The following is a 19930-nucleotide window of genomic DNA, read 5'->3' on the forward strand; positions in this document are numbered from 1 at the left end:
CCATATTCTTGCAGTTCAGAGCACCTTTCTTCATGATCAACACGCGGCCGGGGCATGACCAGCGTGAAAGCCCGAGGTTAACCGCCCGACGTTAATAAGTACTCACGGGCCGAAGGCACACCGGAAGTGAGTGCACGCCATAGATATTCATGTCGGACTTGAGCTTCACCTCGCCCGCCGGGACGGCGAGCTCGAGATTCGGGAAGCGGCGCAGCAGTCCTTCGAAGCCGGCGCGCATCTCGAGGCGGGCCAGTTGCTGGCCCAGGCACAGGTGGACGCCGTGGCCGAAGGACAGGTGACCGCGGGCCTTGCGGTGGATGTCCAGGGTGTCGGGGTCGTCGAAACGCAAGGGGTCCCGGTTGGCGGCCAGCAGGGAGACGACGACGGTCGATCCCTGTCCGATCGTCTCGCCACCGAGTTCGATGTCCTCCGTGGCGTAGCGGTAGAAGATGTCGGCGACGGCCAGGTAGCGCATGAGTTCCTCGACGGCATCGGGCATCAGGTCCGGGTCGGCGCGGAGTTCGGCCAGCTGCTCGGGGTACTCCAGAAGCGCGAACGCGCCCAGTGCCAGCATGTTGGCGGTCGTCTCGTGGCCCGCGAGCAGCAGCAGGAACGCGACGCCGATCAGCTCCTCGACGGTGAGGTCGTCGTCGCGCGCCAAGTCGGACAGGATGTCCTCGCCGGGCGCGGCGCGTTTGAGCGTGACCAGTTCGGCCAGGTACCCGGTCAGCGCGCCGTACGCGGCCATCTTCTCGTCGAGCGCCTGGTCCTTGACGAGGAACTTGGCCGTGTTGACCTGGAAAGTCTCCCGGTCCGCGTAGGGGACGCCGAGCAGTTCGCAGATCACCAGTGAGGGCACCGGCAGCGCGAACTCCTTCACGAGGTCGACCGGCGACGTCAGGCGCGACATCTCGTCCAGTTGCCGCTCGACGACGTCGACGATGTGCTCCTCGAGTTGCTTCATGCGTCGCACGGTGAAGGCGCCGGTGAGTTTGCGCCGCAACCGCGTGTGGTCCGGCGCGTCCATCGCGATGAACAGGCCCGGCACCTGCGGGGACGGCTCGGTGGCGGTGGGCATGCCGGGCGTCTCGTACGGCACGTGGAGAATGCCGATGTCCGAGCGGGAGCTGAACCGGGTGTCGGCCAGAAGCCGGCGGACCGCGTCGTAGCCCGTGACGAGCCAGCCCTCGTGACCGTCGGGGAAGATCAGCGGACTGACGGGTCGAGCGTCGCGCAGCCGGGTGATTGCGCTGGGCGGGTCGAACGGCCCTGCATCGCGATCCATGGGGAGGCCGTGCGGGACGGGAACGGTTCGGCTCATCGGATGTCCTTCTCGTGCCGGGTGAGTTTGCTTGACAGTCATGGGTTCTCCTGTTCGACAGGCTCGGAAGTGGATCAGGAACGGCGGATCGTGATGCCGCCGAACGAGGTGTGCGCACGCACCTCGGCGGTCCTGTCGGAGGCCGCCGGCCGGGTGACGTCGTCCAGGGCGTTGTGCACCCGCCCGAACTTGGACTTCACGTCCAGCCGTGCGGCGGTGCCCTCGGCGATGCCGATCTCCAGGTCGCCCATCCCCGTCCCGACCTCCACCGAACCGTGGGCCACCTCGGCGATGCGAATGTTGCCGTTGGCCGTCTTCGCCTCGACACTCGCGCCTGCCCGGTCGACGAAGATGGCGCCGTTCGCCGACCGCACCCGGACGTCCCCGGTAACCGCGGCGATCGTGGTGTCTCCGTTGGAGTTCTTCACGACCACGGAGCCCGCGGTCTCGCCGATGCGGATCTTCCCGGAGCCGGTGTGGATCTCGGCGTTGCCCGCGACGCCGTCCGCGCTGACGTCGCCGGCGGCGGTGTTCACGCGCAGGGAACCGGTCCGCTCGAGCCGGACGTTCCCGGCGGAGGTCTTGAACGTGCAGTCCCCGAGCCGGCCCGTGCCGCTGAGGTTTCCCACATGCAACGAACCGGATACCCGTGAACCGCTCGGCAATTCGATGGACACGTTCACCGACCTGGTCTTGCGGGAGAAGTCGAAGGCGCGCGCCTTCGGTCCCGTGACCTGAAGAATGCCGTCCGCGTAGTCGACGCGGACCTGCTGGGCGGCCTGGACGTCCGACTCGTCGGAGTCGTCGCTCGGATGCACGTCGACGACGGTGTCGGTCCGGTCGCTCGCGGTGATCCGCACATTGCCGACGCCGAGGCCGAGTGTGACGGAAATCGGTTCGGGTGTCTCGAAATTGGGCATGGTTGTCCCCTTCGTCGTGGGTGGGTGGCACGTCCCGCAGGCCGGGGACGTGGTGTAGCGGGATGCACTGCCGCATCCTCGACCGGCTCAGCAGGCGGCGCGGTCGCGGTGTCTCACGTACGAGATCGAGTGCATGGCACCACTATGGCACCACAATGGCATCAACGCAAGACCTAGATGGCTCACATAGGATGCGGCGCGGCACCACGCAGTGAAAAGCTGCTGGTCAGGAAGCGACCAAGTCGATCGGCGCCGGATGTCTTCAGGCGGTCCGGACGGTCACTGTCCGGGGTCGGGTCGTGCCTGCAGCACCGGCGCGGCGGCGGCCAGCAGCGCGTCGCGGTCGCGGTTCAACGGGGGATAGATGCGCTGGGTGTTGATGGTGACCTTGGTGGCTTTGGCCTGCGCGCCGCGCGTCACGACCTGGCGATCCCACCCCTCGGTGTACACCGCACCGGCCGGTCCGAGGTCGAGAATGGTCGCGTACCAGGGGATCCGGAGCGGCAGCATCGGCTCGTCGAGCAGATCGCTGACGACGTTGTAGCCCGCGTAGCGACCCATCGGGCGCCCGTGCTGGCACGACATCACCGACAGGTGACCCTCGTCCACCCGCGCCGCGGCGACGTCACCGGCGGCGAACACGCCGGGCGAGCCGATCACGCGCAGATAGTCGTCGACCGGCAGGCGGCCGAGCCGGTCGCGCTCGGCATCGAGTTGTGCGGTCAGCGGGTTCGCCCGCATGCCCGCGCACCACACGACGGTCTCTGCGGCCAGCACCTCGCCGGAGGAGAGCGTCACCCCGTGCTCGTCGACGGCTGCGACGCCGACACCGGTCATCGTCTCGACGCCGTTGTCGGACAGGCCCGCTTCGATCACCGGTCGCGCCGAGTCCCCCATGTCGGAACCGACGTGGGGGTTGTGGTCGATCAGCACCACCCGCGGTTCGCCGTGACAGGTCTTCGCGAGCATTCCGGGCAACTCGGACGCCGTTTCGATGCCGGTGAGTCCGGCGCCGACCACCACCGCGGTCGCCGCGCCGGCGCCCGCTCGGCCGTTGGACAGTGTGGCCAGGTGGCGTTGCAACTTCATCGCGCCGTCGTACGTGTCGACGTCGAAGCCGAATTCCCGCAGACCGGGGATGTCGGGTTTCGCCACCCGACTGCCCAGCGCCAGGACCAGGCGGTCGTACCGCTGCGTGCCCCCTGCCCCGTCGCCCGAGACGGTGACAGTGCGCGCCGCGGTGTCGATCGCCGTCACCTCGGCGGTGATGTGCCCGACGCCGACCGGGTCGAGCAGGTCGGCCAGCGGGATGCGGCACGCGCTCAGGTCCGCCTCGTAGTTGCGGACCCGGATGTCGTGGAACGGCTTCGCGCTGATCACCGTGACATCGACGGTGCCCGCGGCGCCGAGTTCGTCGAGCCGCCGCGCTGCCCCCAGCGCGACCCACAAACCGGCGAACCCCGAGCCGAGGACGAGGACGCGATCGGAATCGGTCACCCTGCCATCGTGCCAGGTCTAGGCCGCGACGACTGCCGGATCGCGGTCATTCGCCGAACAACGACCGCTCGTCGGCGACGTCGTACTCGGCTACCGACGCCGTGAGCATCGCCGCGCCCTGCTCGTCGCTGGGGCCGCTGCTGCGGAAGGCGTCGACCGCCGCCGGCGTCTCCCAGCGCTCGAAAATATTGATGCGGCCGGGGTCGATCAGGTCGGCGGAGATCGCGAAGTCGAGGCAGCCGGCCGCGCCGCGCGCCTGTTCGACGACGGTCACGCAGCCGGCGAGGTAGGACTCGCGCTGCTCCGGTTCGACGGTGATGTGCCCTGCGACGATGACCATGAGTTTGCTCCCGGTTCGGGTAGTCGGACGCTTGTTCCGGAGCCGGGGTGATTTCCGGGGCGCGGAAGATCGCGGAATATCTCCGAGGGCGGTACTGTTGAACGCGCTGACGGTGTCGGACATACCCCGGGTACCACATTAAATTCGTCGCCTAGAGCGACCACTTGCCGAGAGGCGATATGACGGCACCGTCGCAGAAGCCGCCGGCACCTTCGGGTGCCGGCGGTTTTCGTTGTGCGGTGGACCTTACTTTTCCTTCTTTTCTTTCCCGAGGCGGGCGGCGAGCATCGCCTTGCCCAGATCGCCGCCCTTCCGGCTGACGGCCTGGGCGCGGCGGAAGAAGTCGGCCAACTCGGCGTCGCCGTCCATGTCGGCGTCGGAGATGTAGCCCTCGAGACGCAGCGCGTTGCTCAGTGAGGCTTCGACGAACCAGATCAGGTTGTAGTCCTTGTCCCGTAGACCCGTAACCGAACCGGCATCTTGTTCACTCATCAGTGCGTCCTTCCCGAGAAACGGCCGACTGTCTTGTGGTTCCTGCCTACCCGTGTGGTTGCATCGTAGAACGTGAGGCGCGCCGGGCTCAGGCGAATGCCCAGTTCATCAGGACGACGTAGAGACCCGTCCCGACGACGATCGAGAGCACCGCATTCTTGCGCCACAGGTGTACCGCGGCCGTGGCCCCCACCGCGATCAGTTCGGGGATTCCGTGCGACGGGGCGGCGACGGAGACGTTCTTCAGCGAGTACGCAACCAGGATCAGCATGATCCCGGCGGGCATGTAGACACCCAGGTAGCCGACGAGCGCGGACGACCGCAACGGCATGACGATCGCGAACGGGATCGCCCGCAGGGCGAACGTGATCACTGCCATGATCGCGACGGCCGCGAGGATGTAGCCGGCGTCAGGCATCGGCGGGCACCTTTCTGCGTGTGACGAAATACCGGACGACGAGCAGGCTCACGAATGCGCCCATCGCGATCGGCAGCATGTGTTCGGCGTCGACGAGTCGCGCAGTCAGGGCGCACGCCACGGCGATCGTGGGAATCGCGAAACCGCTCTGGGCCCGGATCGCCTCGATGGACAGCACGACGAACAGTGCGGTCAGCGCGAAGTCGAGTCCGACGATGTTATCCGGGATCCACTGTGCTGCAGTCGCTCCGAGAATCGCCCCACCGATCCAGTACGCGTGGAGATACAGCTGCGAGTACACGATGACCCGACCGGTCATCGACCTCCGGTCGCCGGTGACCGACATGGCGTACGCCTCGTCGGTCAGCGCGAACATGCTGTAGAGCCGGGCGAGCCGGCCCTTGACCCGGTCGAGGGGAAAGCTCAAGGCGTAGAACACGTGCCGGAAGTTCACCAGCAGTGCGGTCAGTGCGATGTAGGGGAGTGGCGTCAAGGTGGCGACCATGCCGACCGCGATGAATTCGAGGGAACCGGCGTAGATCAGCGAGGTGAAGACCATCGCCCACCAGGGGTTGAGTCCCTGCTGGACGACGAGCACCCCGAGGGCGATCCCCAGCGGTACCAGCCCGATCCCGACGGGGAGGGACGCCTGCAGGGCCCGACGCCATTCCGGAGGGTGCCGGTGGTCGGGGTCGACGACTGCGGTCGTGGAAAAGGGGGCTGGATCGATCACCACGCAAATCTATAGCAACTATCCCGGTGCACGATTGCGAGCGAATGCCCATAATTGGCCTCGTGCGCAATAATAGTGCGATGGATGATATCGATCACGCAATTCTCGACCACCTGCGCAACGACTCCAGTCTGACCAACACCGAATTGGCAGATTTGGTGGGTCTGACTCCCTCCCCGTGCCTGCGCAGGGTCAAGAAACTCGAGGCGGACGGCGTCATCACCGGCTACCGCGCCATCGTCAGCCAGGAGGCGCTGGATCGGGGATTCCAGGTGATCGTCACCGCCGAGATCGGGGTGAACGACCAGGCGACCATCGAGCAGTTCGAGTCCCGGGTCGCCGCGTTCGACGAGGTGATCGAATGCCGCAGGCTGTTCGGGATCCCCGACTACTTCATCCGGGTCGCGGTCCGCGACCTCGCGACGTACGAGAACTTCATGGCCACCAAGCTCAGCGGACTCCCGGCGGTGTCGCGGGTGACGTCGCTGATCACGATGAAGACCATCAAGAGCGCCGACTGACCTTTATTCTGGCGGTATGCCCGACGACCTGCTGATCGCGCGGAATCCGGACGCTGATTCGACGCTTCCCTATCTGGTGCGGGTTCCGCTCGGACCGGGCGGCATTGTCGTCAAGGCGAAGCAGCCCTGGCCCCGCGCGTCCAAGGTCTACTGCCACCGGGCCGACGAGTGGCCCGCCGACGCCGAGATCTTGGAGCGGCTCGAGGTTCGTTCGTGCACCCGGCGAGGTCCCGCGATCGACCTGGTGCTCACCCGTGCCCGGGAGAACCGCTCGCAGTTGGTCATGACCCGAGCGCGGGGCCGGGAGATGATCTTCTGGCAGTCGCCGCGCACCGCCAAGCAGGCGAGGCCCGCCGTCACGGTGCCGACGGCGCGGGCCCACGGCCGCGTCCTCGACATCGTCGTCGACACCGCCGAAAAGTATCCGTACACGTTCGGGAAGCAGCAGGCGACCACGGTCCGGCGACGGTTGTCGGCGGGGGACTACGCGGTCGAGGTCGGCGACGAGATCGTGGCAGTGGTGGAACGCAAGACGATCGAGGATCTTGCGGCGAGCCTGCTGTCCGGGCGGATGACGTACGCGGCGGCCGAGTTGAGCGCACTGCCTCGGGCCGCTGTGGTGGTCGAGGACCGGTACAGCCGACTGTTCAAGCTGGAACACGTCAGCGGCGCCAGGGTTGCGGAGGCGCTCGCCGAATTGCAGGCCCGGTTTCCGGCACTGCCGGTGACGTTCTGCGAGACACGGCAACTGGGGCAGGAGTGGACGTACCGCTGGCTGGGCGCCTGCCTGCACGAGTGGGAGTCGGCTCGGGCGACCAGCGATCTCGAAACGACGTTCGCGACGGCGCCTCCCGTGGCGCCCGCGAAAGTGGATGTGCAGCGCCCCGCGGTTGTCCGCGCCTGGGCTCGGACTCAGGGGATCGAGGTGTCGGAGAAGGGTCGGATCCCGGCAGCGGTGATGCGCGCGTTTTCGGCAGCTCACGCCGATTGATATCGGTGACGCTGCACACCCGTCGCACTAAAAGGTAAAGGGTCCTTTACTATGGGTGGCTCGTACCCCTATTGCAGAGAGAGCCATGACCAGCGCTTCGCGCCCCCGAAGACCCAGCCCGCCCCAGAGTGATCACCGCAGTCCCGGATGCAGGACGCGGGTGAAGCCATGGTGACCGTCCTGAGCATCGGCTTCGGCGTCGTCGTCGTATTACTGATCACCGCCCTGACCGGCTATTTCGTCGCGCAGGAATTCGCGTACATGTCGGTCGACCGTTCGCGGCTCAGGGCCAGGGCCGAGGCGGGAGACCCGGGTGCCGCACGCGCACTGGGCGTCACCCGCCGCACCTCGTTCATGTTGTCCGGCGCCCAGTTGGGCATCACGGTCACCGGTCTGCTCGTCGGTTATGTCGCCGAACCCCTGATCGGGCGTGGTCTCGGCGAACTCCTCGGCGGTGTCGGCATCCCGACCGCGGTCGGGATCGGTGTCGGTGCCGTCCTCGCCGTCCTGTTCTCCACCTTCGTCCAGATGCTGTTCGGTGAGCTGTTCCCGAAGAACTTGGCGATCGCCCGTCCCGAACCGGTGGCGCGTTGGCTCGCGCTGTCGACCACCGTCTACCTGAAACTCTTCGGCTGGCTGATCTGGTTGTTCGACCAGTCGTCGAACCTGCTGCTGCGGGCGCTGCGGATCGAGCCCGTGCACGACGTCGAACACTCGGCGACCGCGCGGGACCTCGAGCACATCGTCGCCGAGTCCCGCGACGCCGGGGAGCTGCCGCGGGAACTGTCGGCCCTGCTCGACCGGATTCTCGACTTCCCCACCCGCACCGCCGGGCACGCCATGATTCCCCGCGCCCACGTCGACACCGTCCGGGCCGACGAACCTCTGCGCAGCGTTCTCGGGAAGATGGGCGCCGGCCACACCCGCTACCCGGTGGTCGGGACCTCCTCCGACGACCTGCGCGGCGTCATCCACCTCCACGACCTGCTCGGCGAACAGTCCGACGGGGTTGCCGCGTCCCGGGCCCGCGCGGCCGTCGTCGTGCCGACGTCGCTGCCGCTGCCCGACGTGCTGGAACAGCTGACGGCTGCCCGCGACGAGATGGCCCTCGTCGTCGACGAGTACGGCGGTTTCGCCGGCGTCATCACGATCGAGGATCTCGCGGAGGAACTCGTCGGTGAGATCGCCGACGAACACGATCCCGACGAGGACGCGTCCGTGACGGGCTCCGAGTCCGAGGGCTGGACGATGCCCGGCGACCTGCACATCGACGAGGTGGAGCGCGTCCTCGGGCACGACCTGCCGTCCGGTGACTTCGAGACGCTCGCCGGCGCCGTCATCGCGGAGTTCGGTGGTCTCCCCGTCGTCGGGGATGTGGTCGCGATCCGATTGAACCCGGATCCGGCCGACCTGATCACCGACGCCGACCCACCCGCCCGCAGCCTCGTCGCCGAGGTGCGGGCGGTCGACAAGCACGTTCCGTCCTCGCTGTTCGTGAGGCTGCGCGTCCTGGAAAGCGAGACGACCGATGAGTAATCCCTGGGTCGTCGTGGTGGTCACCGTCGGGTTGATCGCGGCCAGCGCGTTCTTCGTGGCGATCGAGTTCGCGTTGATCGCTGCCCGTCGCCACCGACTCGAGGACGCCGCCCCCACCAGTCGGGCGGCGCGGGCCGCCCTGCGCAGCGCGTCCGAGCTGTCGGTGTTGCTCGCCGGATCCCAGCTGGGCATCACCGTGTGCACCCTCGCGCTCGGTGCCGTCACGAAGCCGGCCGTGCATCACTGGCTGACCCCGGCGTTCGCGGGGTGGGGTGCCCCGCTGTGGCTGGCGGACGTCCTCGGATTCGTCCTCGCCCTGATCATCGTCACGTTTCTGCACCTCGTCGTCGGCGAGATGGCACCGAAGTCGTGGGCGATCGCGCATCCGGAGAAATCGGCGACCCTGCTGGCGATCCCGATGCGCGGATTCATGTGGGCCACCCGCCCGCTGCTGCTGGTGCTGAACCGGATGGCGAACCGGTGCCTGCGACTGTTCGGCGTGGAACCGGTCGACCAGGTCGGGGCGGGCCAGGATCCCGACGCGCTGCGTCACCTCGTCGAGCACTCCGCGACCGTCGGCACGCTCGACGAGCGGTACCACGGCCAGTTGACCAGTGCCCTGGAACTCCAGTCGCTCACCGTGCGGGACATGGTGCGGCCGAACACCTCCCCGAGCAGTGTCGCCCCGGACGCGACCGCGGCGGCGATCAAGGCGGCCGCGGACCGAAGCGGCCACCTCCGACTGCTCGTGCGCGACGACGACGGGATCAAGGGTGTGGTGCACGCGCGGGACAGCCTCCGTGCAGGCACCGCGGTGACGGCCGCCGACCTGATGCGTCCTGTGCTGACCCTCGGCGCGGACGCCGCCGTGTACGAGGCGTTGCACACGATGCGCGAGACCCGCAGCCATCTCGCGATCGTCACCGACGACGCGCAGCTGATCGGTGTCGTCACGTTGACGGACGTCCTCGCGCGTCTGCGTCCGGCCGCGGGGGCGTCCGCCTGACCTTCGTGCAGGGCGCGGGAGGCGGTACCCTCGCGGAGTGAATTCACGGTTGGATGTGGTCGCGCAGGTGCGCGGCTCCGTCGTGGGTTCACTGTCCGGCGCGGTCAGCATCGCCGCGCACGGTATCGCCGGCGGCGGAATGCCGCCGAGCGACGGTTCGGTGGTGCTGCTTCTCGCGGCGTGCGCCGCGGTCGGTGCGTCGGTCGCCGCCATCCGGGTGGCCAGCCGCGAATGGTTGTTCGTCCTGTCGGTGCTCGCAGCGGGCCAGTTGATCGGCCACACCACGCTGGCGTTGGCGGCCGATCATGCACACGGCCTGGGACTGTCGACGCCGATGATCGCCGCGCACATCGTCGCAATTGCGGTGGCCGCGGTGCTGGTCCGATCGGCCGAACGTGCCTGTCTGCGGGCCCTGGCGGCGCTGTCGCGCATCGTTCTCGCCGTCCTGGCTCCGCTGCAGGTCGATACCGGCACCTGGTCGGCGACCCCGGTCTACCGCGCGAAGCTGTCGTTGTGGTTGCTCGTCGCCGCGGGCGCCGGCACCCGCGGACCACCCGCCCTCGTCTAGACGACCCCCTTTTCTCACCGCTTTCCGGCGCACACCTCAGTCGTGTGAGTCGCCGGTCCGGCGTGTTCCCACTCGGCATCAGGCGACTCCCAGGCGAGCCGCGGTGCCGACCCCTCCCGAGTCGGTGCGTCCCCGACGCGTCACCTCGAGCTGTCAGCGCACCTTCCCCGTGCGCCGCCTCGAGGGCGCTGGGTGCCCCGGCTCACCCGAACTCGAATCGAGATCTTTCATGTCCGTCCCTGAGCTCGAACGCGACAAACCGGTCGCGCCCGCCCCGGTGCCGAAGGACTCCTCGCCGCCGCGCAGTCTCCGGCCACTGATCCTGCGACTGCATTTCTACGCGGGGATTCTGGTGGCACCGTTCCTGGTGATCGCCGCCGTCAGCGGCGGTCTCTACGCCCTCGCGCCGTCGGTCGAGCAGTTGGTCTACCGCGACTATCTGCATGTCGACTCGACGGGCCCCGACCTGCCGATGTCCGAACAGGTGCGGGCCGCGCAGCGGGTTCGCCCGGACCTCGCCGTCGCGGCCGTGCGCCCGGCGACCGAAGCGGGTGACACGACGCAGGTGATGTTCACCGACCCCGGACTGGGCGAATCCGAACGCCTCGCGGTCTTCGTCGATCCCGCCACCGCGCAGTCGAAGGGCGAACTGGTGGTCTACGGCAGCAGTGGTGCGCTGCCGATGCGGACCTGGATTTCGCAGTTGCACCGGCACCTGCACCTCGGTGAGCCCGGACGTATCTACAGTGAGCTCGCCGCGTCGTGGCTGTGGGTCATCGCGCTCGGTGGCGTGTACCTGTGGGTGCAGCGGTACCGCACGACCCGGGCCCGGAACACGGACGCCGCCAGGCTGTGGACGCTCGACCGGTCGAGCCGCGGCCGCAATCGCACCCTCAGCTGGCACGGGGTGGTCGGCATCTGGATCGCGGTCGGGCTCGTGTTCCTCTCGGCGACGGGCCTGACCTGGTCGCGGTACGCCGGCGAGAACGTCGGTGAACTCCGCTCCGCCCTGAGCTGGACCACCCCCAAGATCGACAAGAAACTGGACTCGGCGCCGAATCCCGGCGGCGCTGCATCGGGCGGTCACGACGGGCACGGTGCGGGGCACACCCCCGCGCCGGATCCGGGGATCCTCGACACGAACGTCGGCGAACTCGACACCGTCCTCGACGTGGCCCGGCGCAGCGGTGTCACCGGTGCCGTCGAGGCGACCGTTCCCGCGGACGCGGGCACCGCATTCACGGTCACCCAGACCCGGGAACCGTGGCAGTTCTCGACCGACTCGATCGCCGTCGACGGGGCCACGGGCACGGTGACGGACGTGTCGCGATTCGCCGACTGGCCACTCGCCGCGAAGCTGACGTCCTGGGGCATCGCCCTGCACATGGGCTTGCTGTTCGGCCTGCTCAACCAGCTGATCCTGGCCACTCTCGCAGTGGCGTTGCTCGCGGTGATCGTCCGCGGCTACGTACTCTGGTGGCGGCGCAGGCCCACCCGCGGCACCGTCCGGGCGGTGGGCAGGCCGCCGGCGCGGGGCACCTGGCGTCGCATCCACCCGGTCGCGGCCGTGACCGGAGTCGCCTGCGTCGTCCTCGTCGGCTGGTTCGTCCCGCTTCTGGGACTCAGCCTCGTCGCGTTCCTGCTCGTCGACGTCGCCGTCGGCGCCCTCGGCCGCACCCGGGCCGGGTGATCGACAGGGGCACCCGCGCGGTCACGCCTTGGGAACCGGGTGCCCCTCCGAGGCCTGCACGACGACGACGCCGTTTCCGGTGAGGCACAACTGGTACGCCTCACCGGATCCGCGGCCGATCGCGGCGGCCATCTTCGCCGTCTTCCGGATCGTCGAGTGCAGGCCGGTCGACCACAGCACCGCGCTCTGCATGTCGACGTAGGTGGGCGTGTCGACGTTCAGGACGACGGGAGTGCCGTAGACGGTGACGGCGAGAACACCGCGCCCGGTGAACGTGGTGTTGAACAATCCGCCGCTGAGCATCGACGCGCCCTCGACACGGTGGATGTCCCAGCTCAGCGAGCTGTCGAACGCGAGGACGTTGGAACCGTTGACGGTCACCGACTCGTCCTCGAGTTCGAGCAGGAAGATCTCGTCGGCGTCGCGGGCGAGGAACACGTCGCCGCTGCCGGACACCTTCATCAGCGACATGCCCTCACCGGTGAACGCCTTCTTGAAGAACTTCCCGACGCCGCCGCTGCCCTCGTAAGAGAAGTCGACGTCACCCTGGTACGCGACCATCGCTCCCTGCCGGGCGAAGAAGTGGCCACCGGCTCCGGTCAAGTCCACCTTGAGCATTCGGGGATTCTGGAGCACGAAGGTGCCCGGTTCACCATTGCGTTCCGCGTTCTGCATCAGGTCGCTGCGCATGCTGCGATCGTATCCGCCGCGTCAACGAACCCATTCCGGTCCGGGGCCGCTGGCTTCCTCGAAGATCAGCCACGTCTTGGTCGCCTGCACACCTTCGAGACTCTGCAACCGCTCGAGGACGACGTGACGCAGTCCGCTGTTGTCCGGCGCGCGCACGAGGACGAGAACGTCGAAATCGCCGCCCAGTAACGAGAAGTGCTCGACGAACGGCAAAGTCCGCAGCTGGGTGGAAATTCCCCGCCACGAGTCCTGCCTGATCGACAGGGCGATGAACGCGGAGGAGCCCAACCCCGCCTTGGAGTGCGAGATGCGGGTGGTGAAACCTTCGATGATCCCGGCTTCCTGCAATCGCTCGATGCGGACGTACGCGTGGGCGCGGGAGATGTGGGCCTTCTCCGCCAGCGCTCGCATCGAGATGCGGCTGTCGGCGACGAGTTCCTTGATGATGCGTCGGTCGATCGCGTCGAGTTCGTACGTGTCCGCTGTGCCCTCGGCCATCTGTCCATCCCTGCTGTGGTCGCTCAACTCCGGTGAGACATTCTGCCCCCGACAGGCCGATTCTAGGCCATTTGTCTCTGATTCTGCCCAGTCGTTGTCGATAGGTCGTTCAGTTGCGAGCATTGACGAACACAATGCATCTGGAGGTAGACGTGACGCTCGTAGAGCCGCCCCTGGCGAGGCCGTATCGGAAGTTCCTTCCCGCCGACAGTGCGGTGCAGTATCTGGACTCGGCGGGCGCGCTTACCGGGAGCGAGGCCCGGTACCCGAGGCCGAGCGATCACCGTCTGGTGGAGATGCACCGGAACATGGTGCTGGGCAGGCGCTTCGATCAGCAGGCGACGGCCCTGACCAAGCAGGGCCGGCTCGCGGTGTATCCGTCCTCGCGCGGCCAGGAGGCCTGCCAGATCGCGGCGGCGATGAGCCTGCGGCCCGGCGACTGGATGTTCCCCACCTACCGCGACTCGGTGGCGCTCGCCGCCCGCGGCATCGACCCGGTCGAGATCCTCAGCATGCTCGCCGGCGACTGGCACTGCGGTTACGACCCGGCCCGGCACCGCAGCGCACCCCAGTGCACCCCGCTGGCCACCCAGTTGCTGCACGCCACCGGTGTGGCGTACGGCGAAAACCGCAGGGGCCGAGACACGATCGCGCTGGCGTTCTGCGGCGACGGCGCGACCAGCGAGGGCGACTTCCACGAGGCCCTCAACTTCGCGGCCGTGTTCAAGGCCCCGGTGGTGTTCCTGGTGCAGAACAACGGATTCGCGATCAGTGTGCCGTTCGCCCGGCAGAGCGCCGCACCCACGTTGGCGCACAAGGGCGTCGGCTACGGTATCGGCAGCGAGCAGGTCGACGGCAACGATCCGATCGCGATGCTCGCGGTAATGGACGTGGCAGCGAACTTCGTCCGGGCCGGCAACGGACCGGTCATCGTCGAGGCCCACACCTACCGGATCGACGCGCACACCAACGCCGACGACGCCACCCGCTACCGCGATTCGTCCGAGGTGGAGCAGTGGCTCGGACGCGACCCACTGACCCGGCTCGAGGAGTATCTGCGCGGCCGGAATCTGCTCGACGACAGATCCGTCGACGCCCTGGCCGCCGAGGCCGACACTGCCGCCGCGACTCTGCGCGCCGGGATGAACGTCGACCGGCCCCACGACCCGCTCGATCTGTTCCGGCACGTCTTCGCCGAACCCACCCCACAGTTGCGCGAACAGCAGGCGCAGGTGCAGGCCGAACTGGCCGCCGAATCCGAGGAGCACTGAATCATGCCCACACTCACCATGGCTCAGGCCCTGAACACCGCACTGCGCGACGCGCTCACCGCGGACGAGAACGTCGTCGTCTTCGGTGAGGACGTCGGCACCCTCGGCGGCGTCTTCCGCGTCACCGACGGACTCACCCGCGACTTTGGCGACGACCGCTGCTTCGACACCCCGCTCGCCGAATCCGGCATCATCGGCTTCGCGATCGGCATGGCGATGGCCGGATTCAAACCGGTCGTCGAAATGCAGTTCGACGCATTCGCCTACCCGGCGTTCGAACAGATCGTCTCCCACGTCGCGAAGATCCGGAACCGCACCAAGGGCACACTGTCGGTGCCGATCGTCATCCGGATCCCGTTCGCCGGCGGCATCGGCGGCGTCGAACATCACTGCGATTCCAGTGAGGGCTACTACGCGCACACCCCGGGGCTGAAGGTGGTGGTCCCGTCCACCGTCGAGGACGCCTACACCCTGCTGCGGGCCGCGATCGACGACCCGGACCCGGTGATCTTCCTCGAGCCGAAACGGCTGTACTTCTCCCGCGCCGACGTCGATCTCGCGGTGGGCGCACCGCTCGGGCAGGCAGCCGTCCGACGTGCCGGCCGGGACGCGACCCTCGTCGCCTACGGACCGTCGGTGACCGTCGCGCTCGAATCCGCCGAGGCCGCCGCGGCGGAGGGCCACGACCTCGAGGTGATCGACCTGCGGTCGATCGTGCCGTTCGACGACGAGACGGTCATGGTGTCGGTCCGGAAAACCGGCCGATGCATCGTCATTCAGGAGGCGCAGGGCTTCGCCGGTGTCGGCGCCGAGATCGCCGCCCGCGTCCAGGAACGCTGCTTCCATCACCTGCACGCTCCGGTACTGCGGGTCAGCGGATTCGACATCCCGTACCCGGCACCGAAACTCGAACGCCTGCACCTGCCGAACGTCGACCGCGTCCTCGACAGCGTCGACCGGTTGCAGTGGAACGATTCCGCCGACACCCGATGGGCGGTGACCGCATGAGTAACCAGGTCTTCCTGCTCCCCGACCTCGGTGAGGGACTCACCGAGGCCGACATCGCCGAGTGGCGAGTCCGGGTCGGCGACACCGTCACCATCGACCAGGTGGTCGTCGAGGTCGCGACCGCCAAGGCCGCGGTCGAGGTGCCGATTCCCTTCGAAGGCACGGTGATCTCCCTGCACGGCAACGAAGGCTCGACGCTGAAGGTGGGCACCCCACTGATCACCGTCAGCGGAATCACCGCCGCGCACGAGCAGTACCGCGAGGAGGAACGCGCCGGGAGCGGCAACGTGCTCATCGGATACGGCACCAGTGAGGACACCCGTCGGCGTCGGCGTCGTGTCGGCGCGAAATGCGAAGTCACGCAAGTCCATGAGGATTCGGCAACACGGGTCATCTCGCCGGTCGTCCGCAACCTCGCGCGGCAGAACGACCTCGACCTGTCGCGGCTGCCGGGCAGTGGTCCCGGTGGGGTGATCAATCGCGCCGACGTCGAGCGGGCACTCGCCGCGAGACCCGCCACCGACGCAGTTGACGCGCAGCGGATACCGATCAAGGGCCTGCGGAAGGCGGTCGCCGACAAGCTGTCGACGAGCCGGCGCGAAATTCCGGACGCGACGACGTGGGTCGATGTGGACGCCACCGATCTCCTCGCCGCCCGCCAGTCGATCAACGCCGCACTGCCCGAGGACGACAAGGTCAGCCTGATGGCACTGCTCGCACGCCTGGCCCTCGCGGCGCTGGCGCGCTACCCGGAACTGAACTCGACCGTCGACACCGAACGCAACGAGATCGTCCGCTACGGTCACGTCCATCTCGGCATCGCGGCGCAAACCCCACGCGGGCTCGTCGTCCCGGTGATCGAGCGGGCCGATTCGCTCACGACCGTCGACCTCGCCCGGCGACTGCGGGACACCACGGCGCTGGCCCGCGAGGGAACACTCCCACCGTCGCGGCTGACCGGCGGTACGTTCACTCTCAACAACTACGGAGTCTTCGGTGTGGACGGTTCCACCCCGATCATCAACCATCCGGAGGCCGCGATCCTCGGTGTCGGTCGTATCGTCGACAAACCGTGGGTCGTGGACGGGCAGTTGGCGGTCCGGAAGGTGACCCAGGTGTCGCTGAGTTTCGATCACCGGGTGTGCGACGGCGGCGTCGCCGGCGGATTCCTCCGGCTGTTCGCCGACTACATCGAGAATCCGATCACCGTGCTGGGGAGGCTCTAGATGACCGGCACACACAGCGACGTCCTGATCCTCGGTGGTGGTTCCGGCGGCTACGCGTGCGCCTTCCGGGCCGCGCAACTCGGGCTGTCGGTCCGGCTGATCGAGGCAGACAAGATCGGCGGAACCTGCCTGCATCGTGGCTGCATCCCGACCAAGGCGCTGCTCAATGCCGCCGAGATCGCCGACGCCGCGCGGACCGGTGCCGAGTTCGGCGTGCGAACCACTTTCGACGGCATCGACATCGACGCGGTGCACCGGTACAAGAACGGCACGATCGATCGCTTGCACAAGGGGCTGAAGGGCCTGGTCGCGCATCATGCGGTGTCCGTGGTGCACGGGCACGGAAAGTATCTCGGAGACAGGACGATCGAGGTGGACGGCACCCGCTGGACCGGGACGTCGGTGGTGCTGGCCACCGGGTCCTACGCCCGGACGGTGCCGTCCATCGAGTGCGGTGAGCGCATCGTCACCAGCGATCAGGCACTGACTCTCGGGTTCGTCCCGGAGAAGGCCATCGTTCTCGGGGGTGGCGTGATCGGTGTCGAGTTCGCCAGTGTCTGGGCGTCGTTCGGCGCGGACGTGACCATCGTCGAGGCACTGCCGCGCCTGGTCGCGGCGGAGGATCCGTGGTGCTCGAAGCAACTCGAACGCGCGTTCCGCAAACGCGGGATCTCCACCCGGACCGGTGTCACGGTCGCCGCGGCGAAGGAAACCGCGGATGGCGTCCTCGTGGAACTCGCGGGAGGTGACACGCTCGAGGCGGACATCCTGCTGGTGGCGGTGGGGCGGGGTCCGTGCACCGGCGACTGCGGTTTCGCCGAACACGGCATCGCCCTGGACCGCGGGTTCGTCGTCACCGACGACCGGCTGCGCACCGGCGTCGACGGCGTGTATGCCGTCGGGGACATCGTGGCCGGACTTCAGTTGGCGCACCGCGGTTTCCAGCAGGGAATCTTCGTCGCCGAGGAGATCGCCGGCCTCGACCCGGTTGTCGTGGCCGAGGATCTGATTCCGCGGGTGACGTACTCGCATCCGGAGGTCGCGTCCGTCGGCCTCACCGAGGACGCCGCCCGGGAACGGCACGGCGACGCGACGTCCGTGGTGTACGACCTCGCCGGCAACGGCAAGAGCCAGATCCTGCGAACGTCGGGCGGGATCAAGGTCGTGCGGGCCGGGGACACCGGGCCGGTGGTGGGTGTGCACATGGTCGGCGACCGCGTCGGCGAGCTGATCGGCGAGGCTCAGCTGACCGTCGCGTGGGAAGCCCTGCCCACCGACGTCGCACCGTTCGTCCATGCGCACCCCACGCAGAACGAGGCGCTCGGCGAAGCGATGCTCGCGCTGGCGGGGAAGCCGTTCCATACGCACGCATGAGCGCGACGTCGTCGATGCGCCGGCGTGCGATGCGGAACAGTGCCACTATCTGATGCGGAGCCTTTCGCTCCCCAGGTACACCGCCCAGCTACGGAGGAATTCGCATCATGGACTGGACCCTCGAAGTGGTCGTTCTGCCCGTCAGTGACATCGATCGATCCGTCGCGTTCTACCGCGACAAGCTCGGTTTTCATCTCGATCACGACACCACCAACGAGCACATGCACGTCGTTCAGCTGACGCCGACCGGTTCGGGGTGCTCGATCGTGATCGGCGACCTCCCGTCGCACACGGAAATGGCGCCGGGGTCGATGAGGGGATTGCAGCTGGTCGTCTCCGATGCGACCGCGGCGCGGCAGGAGTTGCTCGACCGGGGTGTCGAGGTCAGTGAGATCACCGTGTTCGACGAGCGTGACGGGGGCACGTTCTTCGGATTCGCCGATCCCGACGGCAACACGTGGGGGGTCCAGCAGATCAGGGCGCGGGCGGAGAAGCCGCTGATTCCGGTCGAGGCCCGCGGGCGGTTCGGGGAGGACGGCTGAGGGTGTGCGCGCTCAGGGGAGTGGGCAGGCGTCGCGGGTGTCCGCGACGAGCTGTTCGGCCAGGGCGAGAGCGGCGGTCAAGTCGTCCGGTGTCGTGCCGAGCCGGCAGAGGACGGCGTGAGCGCGGACGCTGAAGTCGGCCGGTGCGTTCGGCAGGGCGCCGGCGGCGGCTACGGCGCCCTTCTCGCTGATGAGCCAGCGCCGGGCGTGCGCGTGGAGGGCGTGGGCGCACAGGCACACCGCGCGAAAAAGGCAGCCCGCCACGTACGTCGTGTCGGCTCGCGGGATTGCCTTGCGGGCCAGCACGGTGACGAATTCCGCCTCCCACAGTCCGCGCCGCACCAGCGCGTCGCGCAGCGCGTCCGGGTAGTGCTGCAGGTCGGCGCGGAACTCGCCGAGCTGTCCGGACGGATCGGCGAGGATCACCGCCGACGCGAGTTCGCCCGCGTACGCGAAGTCCGCGAATCCGAACGGGTGACCGGTCTGGGCGTGGAACCCGTACACCCCCTGTTGCGCGTCCCGCCACACCGCGGCCACACGGTCGAGGTCGCGGTACAGCCAGTCCACCGCCCGGCCGTCGTACGACAGCCACGCCCCGCCGTCGACCCACGGACCCCATTCGCCCGTACGGGTCGCCGACGTCCCGGCGCCCGCCCACTCCTGCGCGAGCGCGGTCAGCCCGTCGGTGTCGAGCGTCCCGCGGTAGTAGACGCCGAGGTCGTAGTCGGATTCCGCCGTGTGGGTGCCGCGGGCGCGGCTGCCGCCGAGGGTGACGCCGACGACGCCGTCGACGCGACACAACCGTTCGGCGAGGGGTCGCAGCACCGCATCAGGAAAATCCACACCCCACATCGTCCACCCCGGCCCGGCGCAGCGGATAAATTCGGATCATGCTCATCCTGGGAACGACCGTGATCGGGGCACGCGACGTCGACCGCGCAGTCAGGTTCTGGACCGAGGCGCTCGGACTGACCGCGCGCCCGCCGGTCGGCGACAACAATTTCACCAACCTGACGCGGCCCGACGGCCGACCGGTGCTCGGGATCCAGCAGAGCGAACACGACGCGGAACCCGAGCCGCGGCTGCACCTCGACCTGCACGCCCGCGACAGCGACGATCGGGCCGCCGAGATCGAACGACTCGTCGGTCTCGGCGCGCAAAGGGTGCCGTGGGACCGCTACCCGGAGGACTCGGACTTCGTCGTGCTGGCGGACACCGAGGGCAACCGGTTCTGCGTCATCGACAACTCCCGCGCGCCGGCGGGGTGCCGGCTCGAGCTGTCCTGAGG

22 protein-coding genes are annotated in these 19930 nt (G+C 68.2%); 12 read left to right on the plus strand and 10 right to left on the minus strand.

Annotated features, from left to right (window positions below):
* Nucleotides 1–91: 91 nt before the first annotated feature.
* The 7 genes from MLGJGCBP_RS37220 to MLGJGCBP_RS37250 form a co-directional block, all read right to left on the minus strand.
* On the minus strand, nt 92–1321 hold the full coding sequence (locus MLGJGCBP_RS37220) for a cytochrome P450 (RefSeq protein ID WP_160102197.1): 1230 nt from the start codon (nt 1319–1321) through the stop codon (nt 92–94).
* A 74-nt stretch (nt 1322–1395) separates the two neighbouring features.
* Entirely contained in the window at nt 1396–2241 is an 846-nt protein-coding gene (locus tag MLGJGCBP_RS37225) for a DUF4097 family beta strand repeat-containing protein (RefSeq protein ID WP_160102199.1), read from the minus strand.
* Between the two features lie 279 nt (nt 2242–2520).
* Nucleotides 2521–3738 (minus strand): NAD(P)/FAD-dependent oxidoreductase, encoded by a 1218-nt coding sequence (locus MLGJGCBP_RS37230; RefSeq protein ID WP_160102201.1) that lies wholly within the window; start codon nt 3736–3738, stop codon nt 2521–2523.
* Nucleotides 3739–3784: 46 nt separating this feature from the next.
* The gene (locus MLGJGCBP_RS37235) at nt 3785–4078 is read right to left on the minus strand and encodes a putative quinol monooxygenase (RefSeq protein ID WP_160102203.1); all 294 of its coding nucleotides are present in this window, start codon (nt 4076–4078) and stop codon (nt 3785–3787) included.
* 246 nt (nt 4079–4324) lie between these two features.
* Nucleotides 4325–4570, minus strand: a complete 246-nt coding sequence (locus tag MLGJGCBP_RS37240) for a hypothetical protein (RefSeq protein ID WP_087556085.1) — start codon at nt 4568–4570, stop codon at nt 4325–4327.
* An 88-nt stretch (nt 4571–4658) separates the two neighbouring features.
* Nucleotides 4659–4988 (minus strand): branched-chain amino acid transporter permease, encoded by a 330-nt coding sequence (locus MLGJGCBP_RS37245; protein WP_087556086.1) that lies wholly within the window; start codon nt 4986–4988, stop codon nt 4659–4661.
* Nucleotides 4981–5724: an AzlC family ABC transporter permease gene (locus MLGJGCBP_RS37250; RefSeq protein WP_160102205.1), complete on the minus strand. Its 744-nt coding sequence runs from the start codon at nt 5722–5724 to the stop codon at nt 4981–4983. Before MLGJGCBP_RS37250 ends, MLGJGCBP_RS37245 begins: the two co-directional genes overlap by 8 nt.
* Nucleotides 5725–5801: 77 nt before the next feature.
* Here MLGJGCBP_RS37250 and MLGJGCBP_RS37255 point away from each other — a divergent pair, with 77 nt between their 5' ends.
* The 6 genes from MLGJGCBP_RS37255 to MLGJGCBP_RS37280 all read left to right on the plus strand — a co-directional run bounded on the left by MLGJGCBP_RS37255 (nt 5802) and on the right by MLGJGCBP_RS37280 (nt 12033).
* Nucleotides 5802–6242 (plus strand): Lrp/AsnC family transcriptional regulator, encoded by a 441-nt coding sequence (locus MLGJGCBP_RS37255; protein WP_005254660.1) that lies wholly within the window; start codon nt 5802–5804, stop codon nt 6240–6242.
* Nucleotides 6243–6258: 16 nt separating this feature from the next.
* Nucleotides 6259–7233: an ERCC4 domain-containing protein gene (locus MLGJGCBP_RS37260; protein WP_160102207.1), complete on the plus strand. Its 975-nt coding sequence runs from the start codon at nt 6259–6261 to the stop codon at nt 7231–7233.
* 168 nt (nt 7234–7401) lie between these two features.
* Entirely contained in the window at nt 7402–8769 is a 1368-nt protein-coding gene (locus MLGJGCBP_RS37265; RefSeq protein WP_160102209.1) for a hemolysin family protein, read from the plus strand.
* Entirely contained in the window at nt 8762–9775 is a 1014-nt protein-coding gene (locus tag MLGJGCBP_RS37270; RefSeq protein ID WP_160102211.1) for a CNNM domain-containing protein, read from the plus strand. Before MLGJGCBP_RS37265 ends, MLGJGCBP_RS37270 begins: the two co-directional genes overlap by 8 nt.
* Before the next feature lie 37 nt (nt 9776–9812).
* Nucleotides 9813–10343: a hypothetical protein gene (locus MLGJGCBP_RS37275; RefSeq protein WP_201453307.1), complete on the plus strand. Its 531-nt coding sequence runs from the start codon at nt 9813–9815 to the stop codon at nt 10341–10343.
* A gap of 229 nt (nt 10344–10572) precedes the next feature.
* Nucleotides 10573–12033, plus strand: a complete 1461-nt coding sequence (locus MLGJGCBP_RS37280; RefSeq protein WP_160102213.1) for a PepSY-associated TM helix domain-containing protein — start codon at nt 10573–10575, stop codon at nt 12031–12033.
* A gap of 21 nt (nt 12034–12054) precedes the next feature.
* Here the strand turns inward: MLGJGCBP_RS37280 and MLGJGCBP_RS37285 are convergent, their stop codons facing one another.
* Both MLGJGCBP_RS37285 and MLGJGCBP_RS37290 read right to left on the minus strand, forming a co-directional pair.
* Entirely contained in the window at nt 12055–12723 is a 669-nt protein-coding gene (locus MLGJGCBP_RS37285) for an AIM24 family protein (RefSeq protein WP_160102215.1), read from the minus strand.
* Nucleotides 12724–12744: 21 nt separating this feature from the next.
* Nucleotides 12745–13221: an Lrp/AsnC family transcriptional regulator gene (locus MLGJGCBP_RS37290; protein ID WP_160102217.1), complete on the minus strand. Its 477-nt coding sequence runs from the start codon at nt 13219–13221 to the stop codon at nt 12745–12747.
* Between the two features lie 134 nt (nt 13222–13355).
* Here MLGJGCBP_RS37290 and pdhA point away from each other — a divergent pair, with 134 nt between their 5' ends.
* From pdhA to MLGJGCBP_RS37315, 5 genes are all read left to right on the plus strand, one after another.
* Nucleotides 13356–14492, plus strand: a complete 1137-nt coding sequence (gene pdhA / locus MLGJGCBP_RS37295; protein WP_160102219.1) for a pyruvate dehydrogenase (acetyl-transferring) E1 component subunit alpha — start codon at nt 13356–13358, stop codon at nt 14490–14492.
* Between the two features lie 3 nt (nt 14493–14495).
* Nucleotides 14496–15500 (plus strand): alpha-ketoacid dehydrogenase subunit beta, encoded by a 1005-nt coding sequence (locus MLGJGCBP_RS37300; RefSeq protein ID WP_160102221.1) that lies wholly within the window; start codon nt 14496–14498, stop codon nt 15498–15500.
* Nucleotides 15497–16726, plus strand: a complete 1230-nt coding sequence (locus tag MLGJGCBP_RS37305) for a dihydrolipoamide acetyltransferase family protein (protein WP_160102223.1) — start codon at nt 15497–15499, stop codon at nt 16724–16726. Before MLGJGCBP_RS37300 ends, MLGJGCBP_RS37305 begins: the two co-directional genes overlap by 4 nt.
* Complete coding sequence (gene lpdA, locus MLGJGCBP_RS37310) at nt 16727–18100, plus strand: dihydrolipoyl dehydrogenase (protein ID WP_160102224.1); 1374 nt, start codon at nt 16727–16729, stop codon at nt 18098–18100.
* Nucleotides 18101–18207: 107 nt separating this feature from the next.
* A complete protein-coding gene (locus MLGJGCBP_RS37315; RefSeq protein WP_160102226.1) occupies nt 18208–18642 on the plus strand; it encodes a VOC family protein in 435 nt (144 codons plus the stop codon).
* A gap of 12 nt (nt 18643–18654) precedes the next feature.
* Here MLGJGCBP_RS37315 and MLGJGCBP_RS37320 read toward each other — a convergent pair whose 3' ends face one another.
* Nucleotides 18655–19494 carry a nucleotidyltransferase domain-containing protein gene (locus tag MLGJGCBP_RS37320; RefSeq protein ID WP_160102228.1) on the minus strand — a complete coding sequence of 280 codons (840 nt, stop codon included), beginning with the start codon at nt 19492–19494 and terminating at the stop codon, nt 18655–18657.
* Between the two features lie 38 nt (nt 19495–19532).
* On the opposite strand from MLGJGCBP_RS37320, the gene MLGJGCBP_RS37325 reads away from it, so the two are divergent.
* Entirely contained in the window at nt 19533–19928 is a 396-nt protein-coding gene (locus MLGJGCBP_RS37325; protein ID WP_160102230.1) for a VOC family protein, read from the plus strand.
* Nucleotides 19929–19930 lie beyond the last annotated feature (2 nt).

It is taken from the genome of Rhodococcus sp. T7, from assembly GCF_009872365.1.
Taxonomy (GTDB): Bacteria; Actinomycetota; Actinomycetes; order Mycobacteriales; family Mycobacteriaceae; genus Rhodococcus_F.